23 protein-coding genes are annotated in these 21,239 nt (G+C 35.9%); 17 read left to right on the plus strand and 6 right to left on the minus strand.

The window, feature by feature from the left end; genetic code table 11:
- Positions 1-7 precede the first annotated feature (7 nt).
- The 3 genes from OZX56_RS00870 (at position 8) to OZX56_RS00880 (ending at position 1,142) form a co-directional block, all read left to right on the plus strand.
- Complete coding sequence (locus tag OZX56_RS00870) at positions 8-457, plus strand: GNAT family N-acetyltransferase (RefSeq protein WP_277139826.1); 450 nt, start codon at positions 8-10, stop codon at positions 455-457.
- Positions 458-544: 87 nt separating this feature from the next.
- A complete protein-coding gene (locus tag OZX56_RS00875) occupies positions 545-781 on the plus strand; it encodes an AbrB family transcriptional regulator (protein WP_277139827.1) in 237 nt (78 codons plus the stop codon).
- The gene (locus OZX56_RS00880; RefSeq protein WP_277139828.1) at positions 768-1,142 is read left to right on the plus strand and encodes a type II toxin-antitoxin system PemK/MazF family toxin; all 375 of its coding nucleotides are present in this window, start codon (positions 768-770) and stop codon (positions 1,140-1,142) included. Before OZX56_RS00875 ends, OZX56_RS00880 begins: the two co-directional genes overlap by 14 nt.
- Positions 1,143-1,166: 24 nt before the next feature.
- Here OZX56_RS00880 and OZX56_RS00885 read toward each other — a convergent pair whose 3' ends face one another.
- Positions 1,167-1,733 (minus strand): SGNH/GDSL hydrolase family protein, encoded by a 567-nt coding sequence (locus tag OZX56_RS00885; RefSeq protein ID WP_277139829.1) that lies wholly within the window; start codon positions 1,731-1,733, stop codon positions 1,167-1,169.
- 75 nt (positions 1,734-1,808) lie between these two features.
- Between OZX56_RS00885 and coaA the strand changes: the two genes are divergently transcribed.
- Both coaA and efp read left to right on the plus strand, forming a co-directional pair.
- Complete coding sequence (gene coaA, locus OZX56_RS00890) at positions 1,809-2,723, plus strand: type I pantothenate kinase (RefSeq protein WP_277139830.1); 915 nt, start codon at positions 1,809-1,811, stop codon at positions 2,721-2,723.
- A gap of 123 nt (positions 2,724-2,846) precedes the next feature.
- Positions 2,847-3,419: an elongation factor P gene (gene efp / locus OZX56_RS00895; RefSeq protein WP_277124994.1), complete on the plus strand. Its 573-nt coding sequence runs from the start codon at positions 2,847-2,849 to the stop codon at positions 3,417-3,419.
- 78 nt (positions 3,420-3,497) lie between these two features.
- Here the strand turns inward: efp and OZX56_RS00900 are convergent, their stop codons facing one another.
- The 3 genes from OZX56_RS00900 to OZX56_RS00910 all read right to left on the minus strand — a co-directional run bounded on the left by OZX56_RS00900 (position 3,498) and on the right by OZX56_RS00910 (position 6,274).
- A complete protein-coding gene (locus tag OZX56_RS00900; RefSeq protein WP_277139831.1) occupies positions 3,498-4,463 on the minus strand; it encodes a Gfo/Idh/MocA family oxidoreductase in 966 nt (321 codons plus the stop codon).
- A 48-nt stretch (positions 4,464-4,511) separates the two neighbouring features.
- Positions 4,512-5,291, minus strand: coding sequence for a hypothetical protein (locus OZX56_RS00905; RefSeq protein ID WP_277139832.1), 780 nt, complete (start codon positions 5,289-5,291; stop codon positions 4,512-4,514).
- Positions 5,292-5,476: 185 nt separating this feature from the next.
- Positions 5,477-6,274: a DUF6612 family protein gene (locus OZX56_RS00910; protein WP_277139833.1), complete on the minus strand. Its 798-nt coding sequence runs from the start codon at positions 6,272-6,274 to the stop codon at positions 5,477-5,479.
- A 161-nt stretch (positions 6,275-6,435) separates the two neighbouring features.
- Here OZX56_RS00910 and OZX56_RS00915 point away from each other — a divergent pair, with 161 nt between their 5' ends.
- Positions 6,436-7,128, plus strand: a complete 693-nt coding sequence (locus OZX56_RS00915) for a 2,3-diphosphoglycerate-dependent phosphoglycerate mutase (protein WP_277124986.1) — start codon at positions 6,436-6,438, stop codon at positions 7,126-7,128.
- Between the two features lie 185 nt (positions 7,129-7,313).
- Here the strand turns inward: OZX56_RS00915 and OZX56_RS00920 are convergent, their stop codons facing one another.
- Both OZX56_RS00920 and OZX56_RS00925 read right to left on the minus strand, forming a co-directional pair.
- Entirely contained in the window at positions 7,314-8,507 is a 1,194-nt protein-coding gene (locus OZX56_RS00920; protein ID WP_277139835.1) for an MFS transporter, read from the minus strand.
- Positions 8,500-9,999 (minus strand): FAD-dependent oxidoreductase, encoded by a 1,500-nt coding sequence (locus tag OZX56_RS00925; protein ID WP_277139836.1) that lies wholly within the window; start codon positions 9,997-9,999, stop codon positions 8,500-8,502. The genes OZX56_RS00920 and OZX56_RS00925 overlap by 8 nt, the downstream gene beginning before the upstream one ends.
- A 246-nt stretch (positions 10,000-10,245) precedes the next feature.
- Here OZX56_RS00925 and OZX56_RS00930 point away from each other — a divergent pair, with 246 nt between their 5' ends.
- From OZX56_RS00930 to OZX56_RS00980, 11 genes are all read left to right on the plus strand, one after another.
- Complete coding sequence (locus tag OZX56_RS00930; RefSeq protein ID WP_277124980.1) at positions 10,246-11,115, plus strand: helix-turn-helix transcriptional regulator; 870 nt, start codon at positions 10,246-10,248, stop codon at positions 11,113-11,115.
- A gap of 213 nt (positions 11,116-11,328) precedes the next feature.
- The gene (locus tag OZX56_RS00935) at positions 11,329-13,128 is read left to right on the plus strand and encodes an FAD-dependent oxidoreductase (protein ID WP_277139837.1); all 1,800 of its coding nucleotides are present in this window, start codon (positions 11,329-11,331) and stop codon (positions 13,126-13,128) included.
- 136 nt (positions 13,129-13,264) lie between these two features.
- On the plus strand, positions 13,265-14,305 hold the full coding sequence (locus OZX56_RS00940; protein WP_277139838.1) for an alcohol dehydrogenase catalytic domain-containing protein: 1,041 nt from the start codon (positions 13,265-13,267) through the stop codon (positions 14,303-14,305).
- Between the two features lie 82 nt (positions 14,306-14,387).
- The gene (locus tag OZX56_RS00945) at positions 14,388-15,032 is read left to right on the plus strand and encodes a TetR/AcrR family transcriptional regulator (protein ID WP_277139839.1); all 645 of its coding nucleotides are present in this window, start codon (positions 14,388-14,390) and stop codon (positions 15,030-15,032) included.
- 269 nt (positions 15,033-15,301) lie between these two features.
- On the plus strand, positions 15,302-17,137 hold the full coding sequence (locus tag OZX56_RS00950) for an FAD-binding protein (RefSeq protein ID WP_277139840.1): 1,836 nt from the start codon (positions 15,302-15,304) through the stop codon (positions 17,135-17,137).
- Positions 17,138-17,154: 17 nt separating this feature from the next.
- Entirely contained in the window at positions 17,155-17,592 is a 438-nt protein-coding gene (locus OZX56_RS00955) for an FAD-binding protein (protein WP_277139841.1), read from the plus strand.
- Between the two features lie 93 nt (positions 17,593-17,685).
- On the plus strand, positions 17,686-18,873 hold the full coding sequence (locus OZX56_RS00960; RefSeq protein ID WP_277140333.1) for an FAD-binding protein: 1,188 nt from the start codon (positions 17,686-17,688) through the stop codon (positions 18,871-18,873).
- Positions 18,860-19,063, plus strand: coding sequence for an FMN-binding protein (locus OZX56_RS00965; RefSeq protein WP_277139842.1), 204 nt, complete (start codon positions 18,860-18,862; stop codon positions 19,061-19,063). Before OZX56_RS00960 ends, OZX56_RS00965 begins: the two co-directional genes overlap by 14 nt.
- Before the next feature lie 242 nt (positions 19,064-19,305).
- Positions 19,306-19,755: a fructose PTS transporter subunit IIA gene (locus OZX56_RS00970; RefSeq protein WP_277139843.1), complete on the plus strand. Its 450-nt coding sequence runs from the start codon at positions 19,306-19,308 to the stop codon at positions 19,753-19,755.
- A 5-nt stretch (positions 19,756-19,760) separates the two neighbouring features.
- Positions 19,761-20,078 carry a PTS fructose transporter subunit IIB gene (locus OZX56_RS00975; RefSeq protein WP_277139844.1) on the plus strand — a complete coding sequence of 106 codons (318 nt, stop codon included), beginning with the start codon at positions 19,761-19,763 and terminating at the stop codon, positions 20,076-20,078.
- 3 nt (positions 20,079-20,081) lie between these two features.
- Positions 20,082-21,179 (plus strand): PTS fructose transporter subunit IIC, encoded by a 1,098-nt coding sequence (locus OZX56_RS00980; protein ID WP_277124973.1) that lies wholly within the window; start codon positions 20,082-20,084, stop codon positions 21,177-21,179.
- Positions 21,180-21,239: the final 60 nt, after the last annotated feature.

Genomic DNA, 21,239 nt, shown 5'->3' on the forward strand with positions numbered 1-21,239 from the left:
AAGAAAAATGACAGGTAAAGAGCAATTTAAGTTTAAACGGATAGCTGAAATGACCGGACGGGAAATGTTCTGTGTTGCTAAATTACGGATTGATACATTTGTGACAGAACAAAAAATTACGGATCCTGAGCTTGACGATGATGACTTAATAGCGATTCAAGTTTATTTGTTAAATGATGATGATAGTGCTGCCCAAGCAGTATGTCGCTTGTTTAAAGAAGATGGCAAGTGGATGTTAGGACGGGTTGCTGTTGCTCAAAAAGCACGCGGACAACATTTGGGAACCAAGATGTTAAGCCAAGTTCATGAATACCTGCAAAATAAGGGTGTTAATCGTTTATATTGTCATGCGCAAATGCAAGCTAAGCCATTTTATGATTATTTAGGCTATCAAGCACAAGGTGAAGTATTTACAGAAGCTGGCGTGAAGCACATTATGATGTATTATGATTTATAAGTAAAAAAAGTCGCTTATTTAGCGGCTTTTTCTTTGAATTTTCATGTAATTACTAATATAATTACGTTAACAAGAGAGGTGCATTGTATGGTGAAAACACGTAAGCAGGGGAATTCTTTAATGATTACTATACCTGCAGAGTTTAAAGTTGAAGCAAATGCTGAATACCAACCTGTAATGGAGGATAATGGTGTAATTTCTTTTATTCCAAAGCATGATAATATTTTTGCTCAAAACCCGGAATATGATCTTAGAGCAGCAATAAAAGAATTAGGAGTATCTGATAACGGTGATTTAGTAGGACGAGAAGATGTTTGGCAATAATAACGACTGTCCCAAACAGGGCGACTTAATTTGGATCGATGCTGAACCGCATGCTGGACATGAATATGGTGGTCATGCACGTGACATCAATAATATTAGGCGTCCAATGTTAGTTGTTAGCTCAGATATTTATAATGAACGAACGGGTATGGTAGTAGGTTTTCCAATAACTTCTAAAGTGCCACGTGAATTCACAGTTAGTATGAAAATATCAACTAAAAAAATTAATGGATATGCAATTTTTAGTAATTTGCTGGGATATGACTATTCTGCTCGTCATGGACAAGTAATTGATCATTTAAATAAAGCATTGCGAATGCAGGCTTTAGCAGCGGTAAAAGATATTTTTGGTATCTATTAAGTTTAGTTTAAGTAAAAAAGTCGCTTATTTAGCGGCTTTTTCTTTGACTGCGGTTGTAACCAAGTTAGTTAATAGTTCATTACCCTGGTCACTTAAATGTAGACCATCTTCTTGGAAATAAGTTGAGATATTACTTAATTGGCTGAACGCATCGCGCATATTAATAAAAGGGATATGATATTTGTTCGCAATGATTTGGGCAATTTGTTGATAATGTGCTGATTTCTGTTCGTCGTAGCATTGCATGATGTTTTTATTATATGGATCTTGGGATAATGGCCCGACTATAATTACTTTATTAGGGCCAATTTGGGTAACTATTTTTGTTAAATTGTCGGTATATTGGTTGCTAGGGATGCCCCAAGTTGCCATGTCATTGGTACCAAATTCGACTACGATAATATCTGCTGCTGAGTCAATTAAATTAACTCGCTTAAGTCCATCTGCAGTGGTTGCGCCGCTAAGAGAAACATTTTTAATTGCGAAGACTGCCCCTAATTTAGTTTGTAAGCTACTTGTAACTAAATCGGTATCGTGACCAGCTCGATAACCATTAAAAATTGAATCACCGAATAAAATAATCTCTGTCATTTTAGATATCCTTTCTGTTTTATTATTCTTATTTACCTTATAATAAAAGAAATAGAATTGAAGGGCAATTATAAGATGAAGAATTATTTACAGTTTGATCGGGATCAGTGGGCCTCTTTTTCGTCTGCTGATCAGGTTAAGATTACGGCAGATGAGTTGGCCAAAATTAAGTCACTGGGTGATGTGGTGGACTTAAACGATGTTCGTCAGATTTATGGTAGTTTGGTTAAGTATCTGCATTTGGCTTATGAAGAAAAACGCTCTTTACAACAAAAACAATGTAATTTCTTGCAGGAAAAGCTCAAGCCAGCACCATTTATTATCGGCATTTCAGGATCAGTAGCTGTTGGTAAGTCGACTACGGCAAGACTGGTGCAGTTATTGCTAAGTCGGACTTATCCGGAATTAAAAGTTCACTTAATGACTACCGATGGCTTTATCTATTCTAATCAAGAATTGAAGCGGCGTAATTTATTTGAGCGCAAGGGGTTTCCAGAAAGCTATGATATGCAGCTGCTCAATAACTTTTTGCAAGATGTTTTAAGTGGTAAAGCTGATATTGTTTATCCGATTTATTCTCAAGAACTTAGTGATATTGTGCCTGGGCAATATGGTCATGTTCGTCAGCCCGATATCCTGATTATTGAAGGAATTAATACTCTGCAATTACCAACTAATGGGCAAATCGTTACTAGTGACTTTTTTGATTTTTCAATTTATATTGATGCGCCTGAAGAATTAATTGAGCAATGGTTTATGCAGCGGTTTGACCGAGTTTTGGAAATGAATAAGCATAATCCGCATAACTTTTATTACCAAATGGCCAATGGTCCGCGTCAAGATGCTTTACAACTGGCACAAGAGACATGGCAAATGGTTAATTTGGTTAACTTGCGAGAATATATTGCACCGACTAAGCAACGGGCGACACTAATTTTGCATAAAACTACGGGTCATTTAATCGATCAAATCTACCTCAGACACTTTTAATTTGTTATAATTATTGGTATGAATACGATTTATTTATTATTAATTAAAAAATTTGCTTTGCCTCCAGCGTGTTTTTAAACAGGTAAAATATTATTTCATTAAAATTATGAGGAGACAAAAGCAATGGTACAAGCAATTAATTTAAAAAAAGGTATGGTTTTTAATCAGGATGGTAAGCTGATTCGGGTGCTAAAGGCCAATCACCATAAGCCTGGCAAGGGTAATACCGTTATGCAAATGGACTTGCGCAATATCGAAAGTGGCGCAGTAGTCCACAAGACGATGCGCCCAAGTGAAAAGGTTGATTTAGTCGATATTACCAAAAAGAAGGCACAATACCTTTATAATGAAGGTGACGTGTATACCTTCATGGATACAGAAACCTATGAGCAATATGAAGTATCTAGTGAACAACTTGGTGATGATAAACTTTATTTGATTCCTAATATTGAAGTACAATTGGAATTTGCTAATGATAGTAAGTTACTGGGGGTTGAATTACCATCAACGGTCGAAATGAAGGTTACGCAAACTGAGCCTGGCATTAAGGGAGCAACGGTTACTGGCTCTGGTAAGCCTGCTACTATGGAAACTGGATTAGTAGTACAAGTTCCTGATTTTGTTAAGGAAGGCGAGAACTTAATCATTAATACTGCTGAAGGTGAATATAAATCACGTGCTGAAAGTAGCAAGTAACAGATAATTGAAGAAAGCAAAACAGGTTATTGGGCAATAATTGCTCAATAACCTGTTTTTATCTAATTAAGAATAAAATTATTGGACTGATGCTTTAGCGGCTGTTAAGACATCCATCACGGCAATACTGTGATCGTAAAGTTGATTGGCGGTTTCAGTATCATGATTATCAATAATGGTGACAAAGTCATTGAATTCACTGGCCATTCGATGATCATACTGATTAAGCTTTACTCTCTTTGTTTCACCTTTTCTAAGCTCGACGGTAAAGCTATCAAGTACACCTGTGGAACCGTCAAAGTAAATAGAACCTTTTTCTCCTTCGATAAATGAGCGTGGAGTAGTATAACTATCTTTACTTGCGATTAAAACAGCCTGTTTATCTGGATAAGTTAGGTTCAAAATTCCCGAGGTGTCAATTCCTCTTTGCATAACGGGATAATATTGCACGTGGCTAGGCTTGCCAAAAAGTCCCACAGCTAAATGAATATTATAAATATTTAGGTCGGTTAGAGTTCCACCGCCTTTAGCTGGATCGAAAACTGGGGCAATTTTACCTACTAAGAAATTATCGTAGCGACTAGAATATTGAGTATAGTTAAGTGAAATAATGTGAATGGGAGCAATTTTAGGGATTAGCTTTTTAATGACCTTGTAATTCTCTAAATGAATATTAGTGATGGCTTCGACAATAATCACATCGTGTTCATCAGCGATTTGTTTTAATTCTTTGGCTTCAGTGGTTGTTTCGGTATAAGGCTTTTCGCAGATTACATTTTTATCTGCCTCAATTGCTTGCTTGACTACCTCATAGTGCAAGGAGTTAGGCACTGCTACATAAACGGTGTCAACATTTGGATCATTAACTAGGCGGGTATTGTCTGTATAAACTTGCTTGATACCGTACTGCTTTGCTAAATCATGTCCAATTTGTTCACTACGCTTAGTAGTCGAAATAGCTGCTAATTCTAGGTTGTCAATTTGACCAGCGGTAGTCAAAAAGTCGTGGACAATATTGCCACTACCGATAATTCCTAATTTCATAATTAATCCCTCCATATTATTAAAAAAATCATCTTGATAATAGATTAGCTAATTGTTACCTGCATTAATTATATTGCTGGGAATTGTTAACTGATTGTAAGCACCGAGTTTGGTTAAATCGGCCTTTAAGTTGAGTGCTAATGACTTATTGTAGGTTGCTTTAGCCTGTAATTGACAACTAGTCAGTTTTTGTTGCTTGATGATCATTTTAACATTAACTTTTTGGACTTTGAGAGATTTGGCTAGTTGTTTATCATTTAAGTTAAGCCCTTTAGCAAAGCTAGTAATTAATTGTTTGGCTATCTTTTGGTTGGTAATATTGGCAGTAAGGGTATAAGTACTACCAGTGTGTTTCACTTTAGCCTGTTTAGTTAATTGCTTAGTAAAGTTTGCATTCGAGCCTAACTTTTTGGGAATATTTTTGATTTGAGCAAATTGTTGCTGTTCAGTTTGGGTTAAAGCTTTTGGTTCCCAAGCGTTGTCTTGAAGTGTATAGCTCTGATTTTGCGCACTATCAATCCATTGGTTAACGTTATTGTTGGTGGTCTTGCCATTATCGGCTTGGCTGTTACTTGAACTAATTAAGTGAATTACCATTGGTTTGCCACCAAAAATTCCAGTGGTCTGAAAATTGGCGGTGTTTTTATTGTATTTAAGTTTTAGATTAATATTAGCTTTTGCGCTAGTAACTTTACTTAAATCTTTTTTGGCAATCTTGATAACTTTATTCTTGGACAGTGCAGCAGCAACTGGTTGGCTGCTTGTTAAAGCAATGCTAGTTAAACCTAAGGTTGCTAGTGCAGCAATAATTAACTTTTTAAATTTCATGAGGGACTCCTTCGTATTTTTAATTTACTAAAAGTATATCATGATTAGGGTAAATATTGGGGGTAATCAGGTACGCAAGCAGTTTTATCAATTTGGTTAGTAATAAAATATCAAAAAAGCTATCCTACAGCTTTAGTGAAAGTTGTAGGATAGCTATTAAAATAGAGGACATTATTTAGAATAATCTATTTCTTTTTAGGCTTTGCTTTTGGTAACGGCTTGCCATTAAGTGCATTAGTTGGAATTTTAAGGAAGTCTTGGCTACCCATATTATTATAGCTTTGGCTAACTGTAAATTTCATTAATTTGCCAACTTTAAGATTGACATGGTAACTAAATGAAGTCATCTTTTGGTTCTTGACCACTAATTTGACAGTCATACTTTGAAATTTACCAGCCTTTTCTAACTGACGATAAACTTTTTGTTGTTTTGGACTCTGCGTATCAGTGATAAAGACTGGATCAACAGCTTGTTGCATGATCTTTTTATCTTTGAGATTAGCTGTTAGTGTGTAGGTGTTGCCTTTACGCTTCATCTTGTAAGCATCAGTCAGCTTAGCTGGTGGATCAATTAGCATTTCATTGTGCATGATACTATCAAGCAGATCTGCATAGGTGTGACCAGTAACTTGGTCGAGCTTAGCTTTATACCAAGAACTTTGTCCATTAATGTATAAATGGTTTGAGTGGTCGGCCCATTCTTCAGAAGTTTGGGTTTTACCGTTACTAGTTGTTTGATAATTAATATGAAAAACAGTTGGATTTCCACCAAAAGTAGCTTTGGTACTAACCTTTTGTTTATCAGTATCGGTTCCCAAAATTACCGTTTGGGTAGCTTCACCGCTCTTAAATGACTTTTGTGCTTTTTTAATAACTTGTGTTTTATTTAAAACTGGTTGACTTTGCTTTTCTTGTTTAGCACAGCCACCAGCAAGTAGAGCCGTGGCTAGCCCAAGACTTAAGAATAACTTTTTGAATTTCATGATGATTAATTTTGCTCTTTTCTTTTATGAAATCTAATTATGTCTATTGTATCGTAAAAGCAAAATTTTAAAAACGATTTTTAATGGTTAACCCTATGAAAATAAAATGTAAATGTGTAAAATAGTAAGTGAAACATTTAATTTGCAAAAGGAGATATTTCATGTCGAAATTAGTTTTGATTCGTCACGGACAAAGTGAATGGAACCTTGAAAATAAATTTACTGGTTGGGTTGATGTCGACCTTTCAGAAAAGGGCGTTGAAGAAGCCAAAAATGCAGGTAAGTTGCTCAAGAAGCATGGTTTGGAATTTGACCAAGCCTATACTTCTGTTTTGACTCGGGCAATTAAGACTTTACATTATGCTCTAGCAGAAAGTGGACAACTTTGGGTACCAGAAACCAAGTCATGGCGTCTTAATGAACGTCATTACGGCGGTCTACAAGGTTTAAACAAAAAGGCAACTGCTGACAAGTATGGTGATGAAAAGGTTCATATTTGGCGTCGTTCATACGATGTTTTACCACCAAAATTGGCTGATGATTCAGAATACAGTCAAGTACATGACCGTCGTTATGCTGATCTTGACCCGAACATTATCCCACGGACTGAAAACCTAAAGGTCTGCTTGGGTCGAGTAATGCCATTCTGGGAAGACAAGATTGCTCCAGATTTATTAGCTGGTAAGAATGTCATTATTGCCGCTCATGGTAATTCATTGCGTGCTTTAACTAAGTACATTGAAAATATTTCTGATGAAGATATCATGAACTTAGAAATGAAGACTGGTGAACCAGTTGTTTATACTTTTGATGATCAATTGAAGGTAACTAATAAAGAAAAATTAGACGACTAAGCTAGTCTAATAGAAAGTCATTTCGGTATTAAGCCGAGATGGCTTTTTTAATTGGATAATTTTGAGGGATGTATCAATGATAATTCATGAAGTTAGTGGAAAAATGTTTCAAAGAAAAAATTCTGTTAATTAAATACTACGAAAGTATTTATAGATAACAGAATTTTTTGGATAATTTAATTTCTTTATTTTTGAGTATTAGATGCTGTTACTAAATTTTTCTGGAATTTTGATAAAAAACAAACAACAGCAATTGCAAGAGCTACTAAGCCACTGACAGAAAACACATTAAGTCCAATATTTTTAACTAATGCTACTAATGGATTAATTATAAAAGGGCTGACGATACCACCAATTGAATATATTGCAGTATAAATTCCTAAAGACATAGACACACTATTCTTATCAACAGAGATTGAAATTAAGTAAGGAAACTGTCCCATACCTACACTCATAGCTGCTCCAACAAAGAAGCTGCCTAGAAATGCTAAAAATAATGAATGACCAAGTCCCACTACTAAATAAGAAATACCGTATAGAAGAAAAGCGAGAGCAATTGAAGAATATTTGAACTTACTTCCAATTTTTCCTACGATTAAACCGCATAGCATACCACCAATTAAAGAAACTGTTGATGTCATTGCTGCTTGAGATGTTGCTCCTAGTTTTTCTTGAACTATGAACAAAGAAATATTGTTATTTAGTACATTGTTCAATAACATAAGCAAAAATCCCCATGCAGCGCAGTAAAAGACATATTTATTTAATTTTATTTTAGAACTTACTTTAGTAGAAGTATCTTGCTCAACTTGTGGATGTAAAGGGATTAGCAAAATAGCAGTTAGCAAAATAAAGAATGAGAATAAATAAATCCAATAATTGTTTATCCAGCCAATTTTTGCGGCTAACTGACCGCCACCCATAATAAAAATAATTCCGCCAATATTAGTAAATGTAGTGGTTAAGCCCATAGTGGATTCTTGCTCACTTATGGGTAGCATTTGTGAGATTAGTACTTGCGATAAATTAGTACAAGCACCTTGTCCTAGACCAACTAGGCAAGAACTAAGTAAAAGAACTACAAAATTCTCATGATAAATTAGTGGAATTAAGCCACCAATTACCACTAAAATTATTGATGTCAAAGTTAAAGTTTTAAGGTTAAGCTTGCCAGCAGTGAGTTTTCCAACAATCAGTCCAGCAAGCATCATAAATAAATTAGGTAAAGAGGTTAGCATTTGAACACTAGTATTATCCAAACTAAAATATTTTGCTATCGCCGCATATGATGGTGTTATTGCTAATGCTGCCATTCCCATGCAGCTAACGGCTAAGATACCAAGACGGGTTTTGGAAATGTAGGCTTTATTACTATTCATTTGTCTTACCTATTTTATTAGCATAAATGGCAGCATTTGTACCCGCTATCCGTCCAGAAGACCATGTAAAACCTGATGCTAGACCTTCAAATGCTGGATAACTATGGCCTTCATAGTAACCACCAGCATTGGCTCCTCCAGTATAAAGACCAGGAATAGGTTTTAATTCTTTGTCTAAAACAGCCAGGTCTTCGTCTACGCGTACACCGCCAACGGTACCAAGATATGTTGCTTGAGCAATAAAGGCATAAAATGGTCCCTTTTTAATTGAATAAAGTAAAGATTTAGCTGATTTAGAAAATTCTTGATCATTTTTATTTTCAACAGCTAAATTATATTTAGTAACTGAATCTCTAAATGCTTCTTTATTAAGGCCAGCATTTTCTGCAAGTTCATCCAATGTTTGACCAGTAAAGGCTGTTTTGCCAGCAACGGCGTCATTGGCTAGTTGTGTAAAGTCACCACTATCTGTGGTTGCACCTGGACCAGCTTGTGAAACCTCTTCTAGATTTTTGTTTTTAGTAAAAGTATCTAATGTATTTTGATCAACAATGAAGAAATAGATTCCACCTTGTGACCAAGCTGCATTAGCCCATTCAACTGTGTCATAGACTACATCTTCATTAGCAAAACGAACACCTTTTTTATTTACCCATAATTGTGGTGTTAGTAGTAGCTGTGTTAACGGATTAGATGAGAATCCCGCTAAATGTTTAGTTGAGCTATTTTGAGTAACTGTCGATTTGGCTAATTGTGAAGCATGGATTAAGGCATGACTGTCTATGTCGACACCTCCAGCTTTAACCATTGCGTCTATGCCTTCACCATTATTGGGTACGCCAAGCTTTCTTAATTTATTCGTATGCATTGTTTTAGATACTTTATTAAAATCGCCACCGTAACCGCCTGTAGCAACAACTACTGACTTTGCCTTTATAATGAGCTCTTGACTGTCTTTTTCTGCCTTAATTCCTGTAATCTGATTATTTTCTAGCAGCAAATCTTTCATTGATGTATTGAAAACAAATTTAACTCCAATGTTTTTCAAAGTTTCTTCAATCTTTTGATAACTTTTTTCTTTGTTTTGATACATATGATAAGATCCACCACGATAATTATCATTGCGATGAGCGAATTGAGTTGTCTTTGAAGTTGGATTTAATTTAATTTCCATACCCATTTTTTCAATCCAAGCCAAAGTGTCAGCAGAAGTATTTACGATTTTGGCAAGTAAAGTACCATTTGATAAGAAATGGTTGTATTCAGCTAGTTGAGCAATAGCTTCTTTAGTTGTTAATTTTAATCCAGCATCTCTTTGTTCTTGTGAGTCGATTGCAAAAAAGCCACTTGAGATTTTAGTGTTACCACCAATTTTATCTTGTTTTTCTATGATAATTACATTTGCTCCTTGTTGTGCTGCAGCATAAGCAGCAGCTAAACCAGTACCACCCGCGCCTGCAACTAAAACATCAGTATTCATTATTTTTTCCATTTATGTTCTCCTAAAGTTATCAACAATTTCCATAATCATGATTAAAGTTTGTGATTTAAATCTTAATTATGATAATGCTTTAATTAATCGCTGTCATTTTTTGATTAAGAGATAATACAGATGGTGCTAAAACGAGAAAATTACTCATCCCGAAGTTCTTTTTATAAGTTTAAAGGTTAATAATTATCAATAAAATAGTTAAACATTGTTGCTACTTATCATTGTTTCCATGTGATAATGATAACTATGATGAAAATTTTTAAAACTAAAATGCTGATTACTTTGCCGCTTAGATTAGAACAAACAAAACATAAAAATGCCAGTAAAATTTACATAATTGAATGCTTGACTGGTTGTATTTTAAATGTCGATGAAAAAGCAATTGTATTACATACAGGGGACCTTATTTTACTGTCTTCCTTTAAATCTATTTCTTTGGCTTCTCCCGATAGACAGATTGAAGTAGTAATTAGAACTTTTTTTGAAGAAATTGATTTACTAATGGCCAGACCGATTTTTATTGCTGGTGATAACTCACTGATTTCTGATTTTTTGCAGCATGATAATGAAGGCAGCACTTTTCTTATCTTTCGGCATTTGCAGTATTGTCACGGTTATTGTGACCAAATAGCAACTTTAGAGCAGAGTAATAGTGTAGATCGTTATCTTCACTATGAAATACAAATTTTAGTAATTGCTTTACTTACAGAACTATTACGTGTTCGGACAAAAAGCAATTCTGCTTCGGATTCTCATTTTCCCCGAACCAAAAATATTCGTTATACGTCAAAAGAAATGAAAGGTGGTGCAATTTTGAAATATATGGTAATGCATATTAAAACAGTCAATTTAGTAACTATTGCAAAGCATTTTAATTATCAGCCAAATTACTTTTCAAAAATGTTTAGAGAGATTTTTTCACAAAGTTTCTCTGATAAGTTAGGCGAAACAAAAATTGAAATGGGGAAAAAATTGTTGTCGCTTACTAATAAATCCATTCATGATATTAGTGAAGAGCTTGGATACAAAAGCACAACTTCTTTTAGCAGAAATTTTAAAAAGCGTACAAAAATTAATCCAAGTCAATATAGAAGCTTTTTTTCTAAGAATAAATAAGAGTATGACATTTTTAATAATGAAATACACTGATAATTCAAATATAAGATAGGCAATATAATCTTTAATAAATATATGAGTAAAGAGTGTAGTAATATTTATTGAAACAAGCTTTTAATTAATGGTAGCGTTTTTTAAAAAGCACTTTCATATTTTATTAAAAGTGATAAAATTAACTTGTTAATTTAAAGTAGTTTTTAGCGGAGAAAAATAATGAATTATACTAAAGATATTAACTGGGCAGCCAGTTATGATGTAATTGTTTTAGGCTTTGGTGGTGCAGGTGCGACAGCAGCACGCTTTGCAGCTGATAAAGGTGCAAAGGTAATGTTGGTTGACTCAGCTCCTGAAGGACACGAAGGTGGTAATACTCGTTATTCAGCTCAATTAATTGGAACTGGAACGGATTTTGCTAAGTCAAAGCAATATTATCAGAATTTAACGGCACCAATGAATCTTGATGAAGATATGATAGATACTATGGTCAACGGCATGGTTGAGATGCCGCAATATATTGAAAAATACTTAGATGTTGAGCCATGTAGTGTTAAAGAATATTTACCGCAAATGAAGAGTGCCTATCAAGAATATCCAGAATATGCTGGTTCAGAGGACTACGATTTTACTACAGTGCACCAAGGCTTATTTGATGCAGCTTTGTGGCAAAACCTAAAGGATCAAGTGGTTAAGCGCCAAGATCAAATTGACGTATTTTATAACACGCCAGCGCGTGAATTAATCCAAGATCCTGAAACTAAAGCTATTTTGGGTGTCGTAATTGAACGAGATCATAATTTGCTTAATATCAAGGCCAAGAATGGTGTGGTTATGGCAACTGGTGGTTTTGAAAATAATCAGGAAATGGTAGAAGACTTTTTAGGAGCTAAAAAGTTAGCGCCATTAGGCACCCTTTATAATCAAGGTGCTGGGGTTACAATGGCCCAAGAAGTTGGTGCTGATTTTTGGCATATGGCTAACTTTGAATCATTAGGCTTATTGCACGGAATGTCATTTTATGTTGCAGATGGACAGCGGGGCCGCTTGATGATTGGCGAGCAGAACCAGGCTGTTGCACACGGTAGTTCATTTGTAGTTGGTGATGACGGTACTAGATACTTCAATGAAGCTGAAGAAAATCGCCACGGTCATATTAAGAACCATGGTCAATGGAAAGTTCCACTAAATCAAGAGCACCCATACTTGATTTTTGATGAAACTAAATATCAAGAATTGATGGCTGATGAGATTATTGGACAATACAAGCCATTTACTGAAAATGTAGTTAAAGCAGATTCAATTTCAGATTTAGCAACTAAGATTGGTGTAGATTCAGCAGTTCTTGAAACTACTTTAAGTCGCTTTAATCAGGCAGCTGAAACCCAAAATGATGCAGAATATCACCGTGATCCGAAGACTTTACGTCAATTCGCTGGGGAGAATGTGTATGCTGTCCGGTTGGCACAAACTGTTTTGAACACGCAAGGTGGACCAAGACGTAATCCTAAAGCTGAAGTTTTGGACACTAAAGGTAAACCGATTCCTCATTTGTATTCTGCTGGTGAACTTGGCGGAATTTGTGCTAATCAGTACCAAGGCGGTGGTAATTTAGCTGAATGTTTGATTTTTGGTAAAATTGCTGGTGAAATGGCAGCTGAAACTAAGGCAGCGATTGTCAGTGAAAAACCTGCTACGTCTGCTAGTGCGGATTTAACCTCTGATCTTAAAGAAGAACAATATGCTACTGGGGCAAATCAATATATTGGTAAGTCTAAGCAAGGCATGGGTGACGAGCTAGTTGTCAGAGTAACTACACCTAATGGCAAGGATATCGAACAAGTAGAAGTTTTAAAGCAAGCTGAATCTGACGATTACGGCTTGAAGGCTGTTAAAGAGCTGCCAGCTGCAATGGTTAAAGAGAACACAGTTGATGTTGATGCTGTTTCTGGAGCGTCTAGCACTAGTCGCGGCTTAAAGGATGCGGTGAAAGACGCGCTGAATAAAGCTGATAAATAAATTTAGATTTTAAAATTAAAACTGCGCTAATAGTGAAAATATTGGAGCAGTTTTAGTTTGTTTTAAAATGGATTAGAACTGTTATAATATTTAAATAAAAGTGCAATAAATCTAAAAGTTAAAGGAGAAGTTACTGATGAGAGGCTTTGGTATGATAGATAAGGGTAAGGTAGACTGGATAGAACTAGCTGAACCCAAATTAGTTAGGGAAACTGATGCAATTATCAAAATTACTGGCGTTGCATTCTGTACTTCAGATATTCATTTAGTTGAAAGTGGAATTATGCCAAGCATGAAAGGCCATGTTATTGGGCATGAAGCTATTGGTATCGTTGATAAAGTTGGCAGCCAGGTTCATGACTTTAAATCGGGAGATCGTGTGGTTGTTCATGACTTCAGTCCTAACTATGGAGACTTGACTAGTCAAGCCGGCATGGCGAATTACTCTCCTAACTCATCACGGACAACTAATCCAAATTTGGATGGTTTATTTACTGAAAAAGTTTTATTTGAACGTGCAGATTCTGGGTTGGCCCATATTCCAGATAATGTTACTGATACGCAAGCCCTAATGGTGGCTGATATGGTACCGACTGCCCTAACAGGTATTGACTTTTTAGATATTAAATTTGGTGAAACTGTGCTAGTTATTGGTATAGGACCTGTTGGATTAATTGGTGTTGAAGGAGCTGCAATTGATGGTGCTGGTAAAATTATTGCAGTTGGTTCACGTCCTGCCACTAAACAGGTTGCACGTGAATATGGTGCTAATGTTATCATTGATTATCACGATGGTCCGATTGTTGACCAAGTTTTGGCTGCCAATAATAATCAAAAAGTTGATAAGGTGCTAGTTGCTGGTGGTAATAACAGTGTCATTATGGATGCTTTTAACTTAACTAGAAATGGTGGCAAGATTGCTAATTTAACATTATTCACAGTGCCAGAAATTAGTATTCCGACATCTCCTAGTGTAGGAGATGTTGCTTATCGCACGCTTAGCCTTAATGCAGGAAGACTGTACTTGGAGCAATTACTTAGTTTAATTAGTTATGGGCGTATTCACCCAGAAAATATTGTCACTAGGGCATACCATGGCTTTGATAAAATACCTGATTCATTTACTTATATGGCCAATAAGGGCAGTGATGTTATTAAGTCAATTGTATTATATTAAAAACAATTATAATAGAGCAGTTTTTAGCTGCTTTATTTTTCTCTATAATTAGTTATTATATAAATATTTAATGGTGGATAAAATGGTGCAAGATCGTAGAATTAATAAAACTAAGAAAGTAATTGAGGATGCCTTCTTAGAGTTACTGGAATATAGACCGCTAGCTAAAATTAAGGTAACTGATATTGCCAATAAAGCTAATATTGCTCGTAAAACTTTTTATGCTCATTATCATGACTTAGAAGACCTAACACTGCAGTTATACCAGAAATCAATTAAGGGATATCAGAAAATACTTTATTCAGTCACTAGTTTGCAAGAAAAGCCAACACTCAAGCAGGTGGTTGGATTGGTTAATTTTGTTGACCATAATAAACACTTGATTAAGGCCTTGAATACTGTTAGCGAGCAACGAATGAATAAACAGGTGTATGCAGATAATGGTCATGTTGTGCAAAGCCGGTTAACTGAGTGTTTACCAGAATTTGATTGGGATACTACAAAAGTAGCAACGGTATTATGTAACTTTTTAACTACTGGAACTAATGAAATTATTAAAGCATGGGTTGAAGATCCGAGTTTTATGAATAAAAAACAACTAATTTATCTTTTATATCAATTTACAGTGAGACCTTTTGATCACTTTTCTGATCCTCAAAAAACGAATCAAGCAATTTCTGAGGAATTGGCCAAACCAGAATATTCGAGTTGGCAGTATTTTATCTAATTGCAATTATTTAGTAACAAGTGAATTTAATTGTAACAAAAGTAACATTTTGATGATTGTAGAATAGGAAGCCTTTAAAATTGGTATAGAAATAGTAACAGATTTAAAATTAATTAATTATAGTTTAAATATATTGTGAAATTTTATACATTATAAAGAAAGCGGTTTATATAATGTGTAAGCGTGATACCATAAAGAAAAGCAAGATAGTTAGATTAAGCTTAATCTAGCCGCTTGTAGAAACAGTAACAATTTTAGGAGGTTATTTTATGGCAAGACATTACCCAAAGCAGTGGGATGCAATTTATGATGTAGTTGTTTTAGGTTATGGTGGCGCGGGTGCAACCGCAGCAAGATTTGCAGCTGATAATGGTGCAAAAGTTTTACTAGTTGATTCTGCTCCAGAAGGTAGTGAAGGTGGTAATACCCGTGTAGCTGAACAATTTTTGGCTTCAGGTGACGATTTTGATGGCTTGAAGCAGTATGAAACGGCAATGAATGCACCGTTTCACGTTGATGATGATGTCGTTGATACTTTGGTACATGGAATGGTCAACATGTACGATTATGTGGAGAAGTATTTGGGAGTACCACCATTTAGTTATAAAAAGCAATTTAATGGTAAATCTGTGGCTGTCAAATTCTTACAAGAGTATCCTGAATTACCTGGTGCTTCTGCTTATGATATGATTACAGTTCAGCCTAAGTATGGTCAAGCTGCTTTGTGGAAATTGCTTAAAAAAGAAGTTGATAAGAGATCTGACAAGATTGATGTTTGGTATAGTTCTCCAGCACGTCATTTGATTCAAGATCCTGAGACTAAGACAGTTATTGGTGCTCAAATTGAGCGAGATCATGTTTTGCGTAGTATTAAAGCTCGCAATGGTGTGGTCTTAACTACTGGTGGTTTTGAAAATAGTGAACAAAAAGTTAAGGACTATCTGCAAGAGCCATATATGGCCCCAGTAGGTACTTTATATAATCAAGGTGCTGGTATCGATATGGCCTTAGAGGTAGGTGCCGATTTGTGGCATATGCGTAGCTATGAATCACTAGGTTTCATGCATGGCTTATCTGTTCGAACCGAAAAGGGTAAACGAGGTATTGGTACTGAAGGTGTAACTTGGCAACCAGTTAGCAACGGTAGTATAATCGCGGTTGGTGATGATGGTACTCGCTACTTTAAAGAAGATGATGTCAATCGTCATGGTCATACTGATAATCATGGAATGCATCGAGTACCACTAGGACAAGTTCATCCGTACATGATTTTTGATCGAAGCAAAGCTGATGAATTAGCTAAAGAATATGGAGAGAATCAACAAGAACCACCAATAATCGACTTTATGAAGTATGCAATTAAGGCTGATTCGATTTCGGAACTAGCAAAGAAGATTGATAAAGATCCAGATAAATTGACAGAAACAATTTCTGACTTTAACTTCTTTTGTGATGAAGGTAAAGATTATGCATATCATCGTGATCCTGTAACTTTGCGCAAGTTTGACGATGGACCTTACTATGCTGTTGCTCTGCGACAGGTAATGCTGAACACTCAAGGTGGACCACGGCGTAATAGTCATGCTGAAATTCTTGATCCAGATGGCGATCCAATTCCACACTTTTATGGTGCCGGTGAATTAGGTGCACCATTTGTTAACCAATATTCTGGTGGTGGTAACTTAGCAGAATGTTTAATTTTTGGTAAAATAGCTGGTGAAAATGCCGCTAGTACAAAAGCAGTTGTCAAAGATGATAATGCTAAAGACTTGTTAAGCAGTGAAACTACTAGTGATTTTGTTGTAACTAGTGATGATAAAAAGAAAGCTACTTTTACTACAGGACCTAATCAATATATTGGCCGTAGTAAAGCTGGTATGGGAGATGAATTAGTGGTTCGAGTAACCGTTGGTCCTAATAAGTCGATTGAAAATGTAGAAGTTTTACAGGAATCTGAAACTGAACATGGTTCTGAAGCTTTAAGAGAAATGCCTAAACGAATGGTGGAAGCTAATACTTATGAAGTCGATGCTGTATCCAGTGCATCTTCAACCAGCAATGCTTTACGTGATGCAGTTAAAGATGCTGTGTCACAGGTAAAATAATCTGAAGGTATTAAAAAATGACTGAACAAAATTATGTATACAATCAGCCGGCAAAGTGGGATTATGTAGCCGATGTGCTGATTGTTGGTACAGGAACTTCTATGCACGGAGCTATTAAGCTTGCTGACTCTGGACTAAAAGTAATAGCTATTGATGCAAATGAATTTCCTGGTGGTGCAACTGTTTTTTCTGGTGGCGGAGCGTATTTGCCATTAAACAAGTTTTCAGTTAAACATGGTGATACTAAAGCTAAGTGTATGACTTACTTAACTAAACAGAAGCGTGAAGTGCCAATTGGAGAAGACGTTATTGAGTCCTATATAGGTAACTCTAATCCGATGATGGAATACATGGCAACCATTTTTAAGGATTATGGGCTTTATCCAACACCTGGTGGCACTGAATTGTTCGGAGATTACCATGCGGAATGGGATGGTGGTCGTGCGGATGCTTGACGAACAATTTCGTGGAAAAATGCCAAAGGACTGCCAGATATCCCTAAATGGGAAGATGCATATATTGACGCCTTTAAAAAACGTGGTGGTAAGATTCTATGTTCAACTAAGGTAACTAAATACGTTTATCGTTATGATGAAACTGGACTACCAGAAGTATTAGGATTGATTGCTGAATGTGATGGTAAAGAAATAGCATTACGAGCTAAAAATGCAGTCTTAATAGCAGCTGGCGGATTTGAATGGAATGATGATCTGCGTAATTCTTTCTTAGCTAGTGAAACTCCTTATGCTTGTTCATTGTCTACTAATGATGGGACAGCGTTGCAAATCACAATGGCTTTAGGTGCAGACCTAATTAACATGTCTGAATGTTGGGGACAATTAACTTTTAAGGAAAAAGCAGAAGAACAGAAAAGGGATCGTGTTCCAGCAAATATAGTGTTTGAGCGTTACTTCCCAAGACAAATCATTGTTAACCAAAAAGGTCGTCGTTTCATGAATGAGTCTTGTAGTTACGATGCTTCATATCTAACTTTTGCTCCATTTGAAACTTATGGTCAAAATGAGAAAACTAACTTACCTGCTTGGCAGATTTTTGATCGTAAATTTGTTGATGACATTGGCTTTAATACTTCGTTTTTTGTTGGAAAGATGGATAAACGTGGTGTACCACCTTATTTTGTCGAAGCAGATACACTTGAAGACTTAGCTGATAAGATTGGTGTCGATAAAGAAGGGCTAATGAACGAGGTAGTGAAGTGGAATAAGTATTGTGCAGACGGTGCAGATCTTGACTTTCATCGTGGTGAAGACTACATGAATCAGATGTTTAATCGGATGCACGATATGAGTTTGCCATTTGAAAAGAACTTAGGTCCGATTGACCACGGCCCATATTATGCTGTTGAAGTTGCAACAAACACCTTAGGCACTTGTGGTGGCCCTAAGATTAATAACTGTGCACAAATTATGCATGTTTCGGGTAGACCAATAAAAAATTTATATGTATGTGGCAACTTTACTGGATTTGGTGGACCAGGACGTGGTTATGCTGGTGCAGGTGGTACAATTGGATCAGGTCAAGTTTTTGGCTATGTTGCTGCTAATCATATACTTGCTACCAAGGATAATCAGGAGTCTGATGAAATTATTTCGTCAGCGTCAGTTAGTGAACCAGCTGTTAATGAGAGAGAAGATTACCATCTCGAAAAAGATGAATATCTCGGTTCAAGTGACCATGGAATTGGCGGCAAGTTAACCTTGGGTGCACTATGTTGATAAAAAGATTCAGACTGTACGAGTTGTCAAAAGTCATGAAACACCAGGAATTGGTGGTAAGGCTTTTTCGCAATTATGTACAGAAGTTTTGGCTGCTAATAGTAGTGATATTGATGTTGTTTCGGGAGCTACAGTTACATCTACTGCATATAAGGAAGCGGTTGAAGATGCCTTGAGTCAGATAAAATAATAACTTAGATTAGAAAGGTCTCAATTATCTTAATTGATAGTTGAGGCCTTTTTTGTTGTTCATCTGTAAATAAAGTTTAAAGGATGAAAAAGCGATTTAGCTTATAGAGCCTTGGTAACTTACAGCATATTTTAAAATATGTATTTTCCAACTTAATTGGAAATATTACCTAATTACAAAGTCTTTAACGGGTATTATGATTAATAATGTAATCGATTTCAAAAAATAGGAGTGAATAATTAATGAATTTTTCCGCGGATGATATTTTTTTAGAAGTAAATGTAGCAAGTGTTACTGCTTTTTTAACTTATGCTGCTGAAGCTGCAGTTAATGCGGGATTTACCATGGATCCTAAGGAACTGAATAATAGTTTTTTAGAAAGAGAGCAGGAATTTTCGACTGGACTAGAAGATGGTTTTGCAATACCACATGCTAAATCTGTGGTAATTAAAAAAACTGGTTTCTTATATTTCAGATTAAAAAATCCACTTGATTGGCAAACATATGATCATAAGCCAGTAACAGATGTTTTTGCCTTAATGGTTCCGCCAGAAAATGCGGGTAATACTCACCTAAAGATGTTAGCAAATTTATCAACAGCTTTGCTTGAGGAAGATTTTAAAGTAAAACTGCGGACATTAACTTCTAAAACAAAAATAGCAGATTTTATTAATCAAAAGATTGGAGAATAAAAATTATGAATGTAGTCGGAGTTTCAGCTTGTCCAGCAGGCTTAGCACATACACCAATGGCTGCTAAAGCCTTAGAAAAAGCAGGTAAAGAGCTTGATTGGAATGTAAAGATTGAACAACAAGGAATGATGGGACCAGTTAATGCGATCACCCAGACAGAAGCAGATAAAGCAGATTTTGTCTTAATTGCTTCTGACCAAAAAATTACTAGCATGGAACGCTTTGAGGGTAAACCTGTAATTCGGGTTGACATCAATACGTGTATTCAGGCACCAAAGGCTGTCTTAAAAAAATGTGCTACAGCAATTAAAAAGGAGGATTAGAAATTGAAACGAATTTTGAAGGAATGGGAAGGCGCTATTATGAGTGGAATCTCGTATATGATTCCAACAGTAATAGGTGGTGCCTTGATTGTTGGGATACCGCAGTTGATTGGAATGTGTTTTGGTTATGGTGACTTGTCAAAATTTGCTAAAAGCACAGGTTTCTTCCATATGCTGTATCAAATTAATTCAGTTGGTTGGATTGGAATAGGTTTAGTAAACCTAGTAATAGGTGGTTACATTGCTTATGCACTGGGTGATAAAGCAGCGCTTGGGGCTGGCTTCATTGGTGGACAATTAGCGACCAATAATAACTTGGGATTTCTAGGTGCAATTGCTGCTGGGCTCATTGCAGGATATGTAACACGTTGGTGTAAAAAGATTAAAGTACCTGAAAAATGGAATTCCGCAATTGAATTAATCGTTATGCCATTATTGACTGTGGGTGCTGTCGCGGTGTTTGTTGGAGTAATTTTAACACCACCGTTAGCGTGGATTAATTCTGGATTAACTGCTTGGGTTAAGTACATGATTAATCAAAAAACCAATGCAATTTTGCTTGCTGCTATTATGGGTGGCATGATTGGTGTTGATCTTGGTGGTCCAGTTAACAAGGCAGCATGGGGTGTAGGAAACTTCTTTATGATTGAGGGAATATATAAACCATGTCTGTATACCAATATTGCTATTTGTGCTATTCCAATGGGCTACGCAATTATGAGTTTTATGTGGCCTAAAAAACGTTTTTCGGCTGAATTATTGGAAATGGGTCACAATAACTTGATTATGGGGACTTTTGGTATTACGGAAGGTGCGATTCCATTTATGATGAAGGCACCACAACTGATTATAGTTAATGTGATAGGTGGTGCTTTAGGTTCTGCTACGGCTGCCTTTTTGGGTGTAGGTTCACACGTACCACCACTTGGCGGCTTACCAGGAATCTTAACAGCTGATAATGTTTTTGCTTATATTGCTGGAATCCTTGTTTGTGCTTTATTTATCGCAGTAGTTGCTCCACTAATTGCAGATTTTACTGATAAAGATGCAACAGGCGAAGAAAATGTTAATGAAGATGATATTCAATTGAATATTCAATAACAAGTGAGTGAAGACTATAGTTTTGAAGTTGATCAAGATTTTAAACTATAGCCTTTTTAT

Source organism: Lactobacillus sp. ESL0684 (assembly GCF_029392675.1).
Lineage (GTDB): Bacteria > Bacillota > Bacilli > Lactobacillales > Lactobacillaceae > Lactobacillus.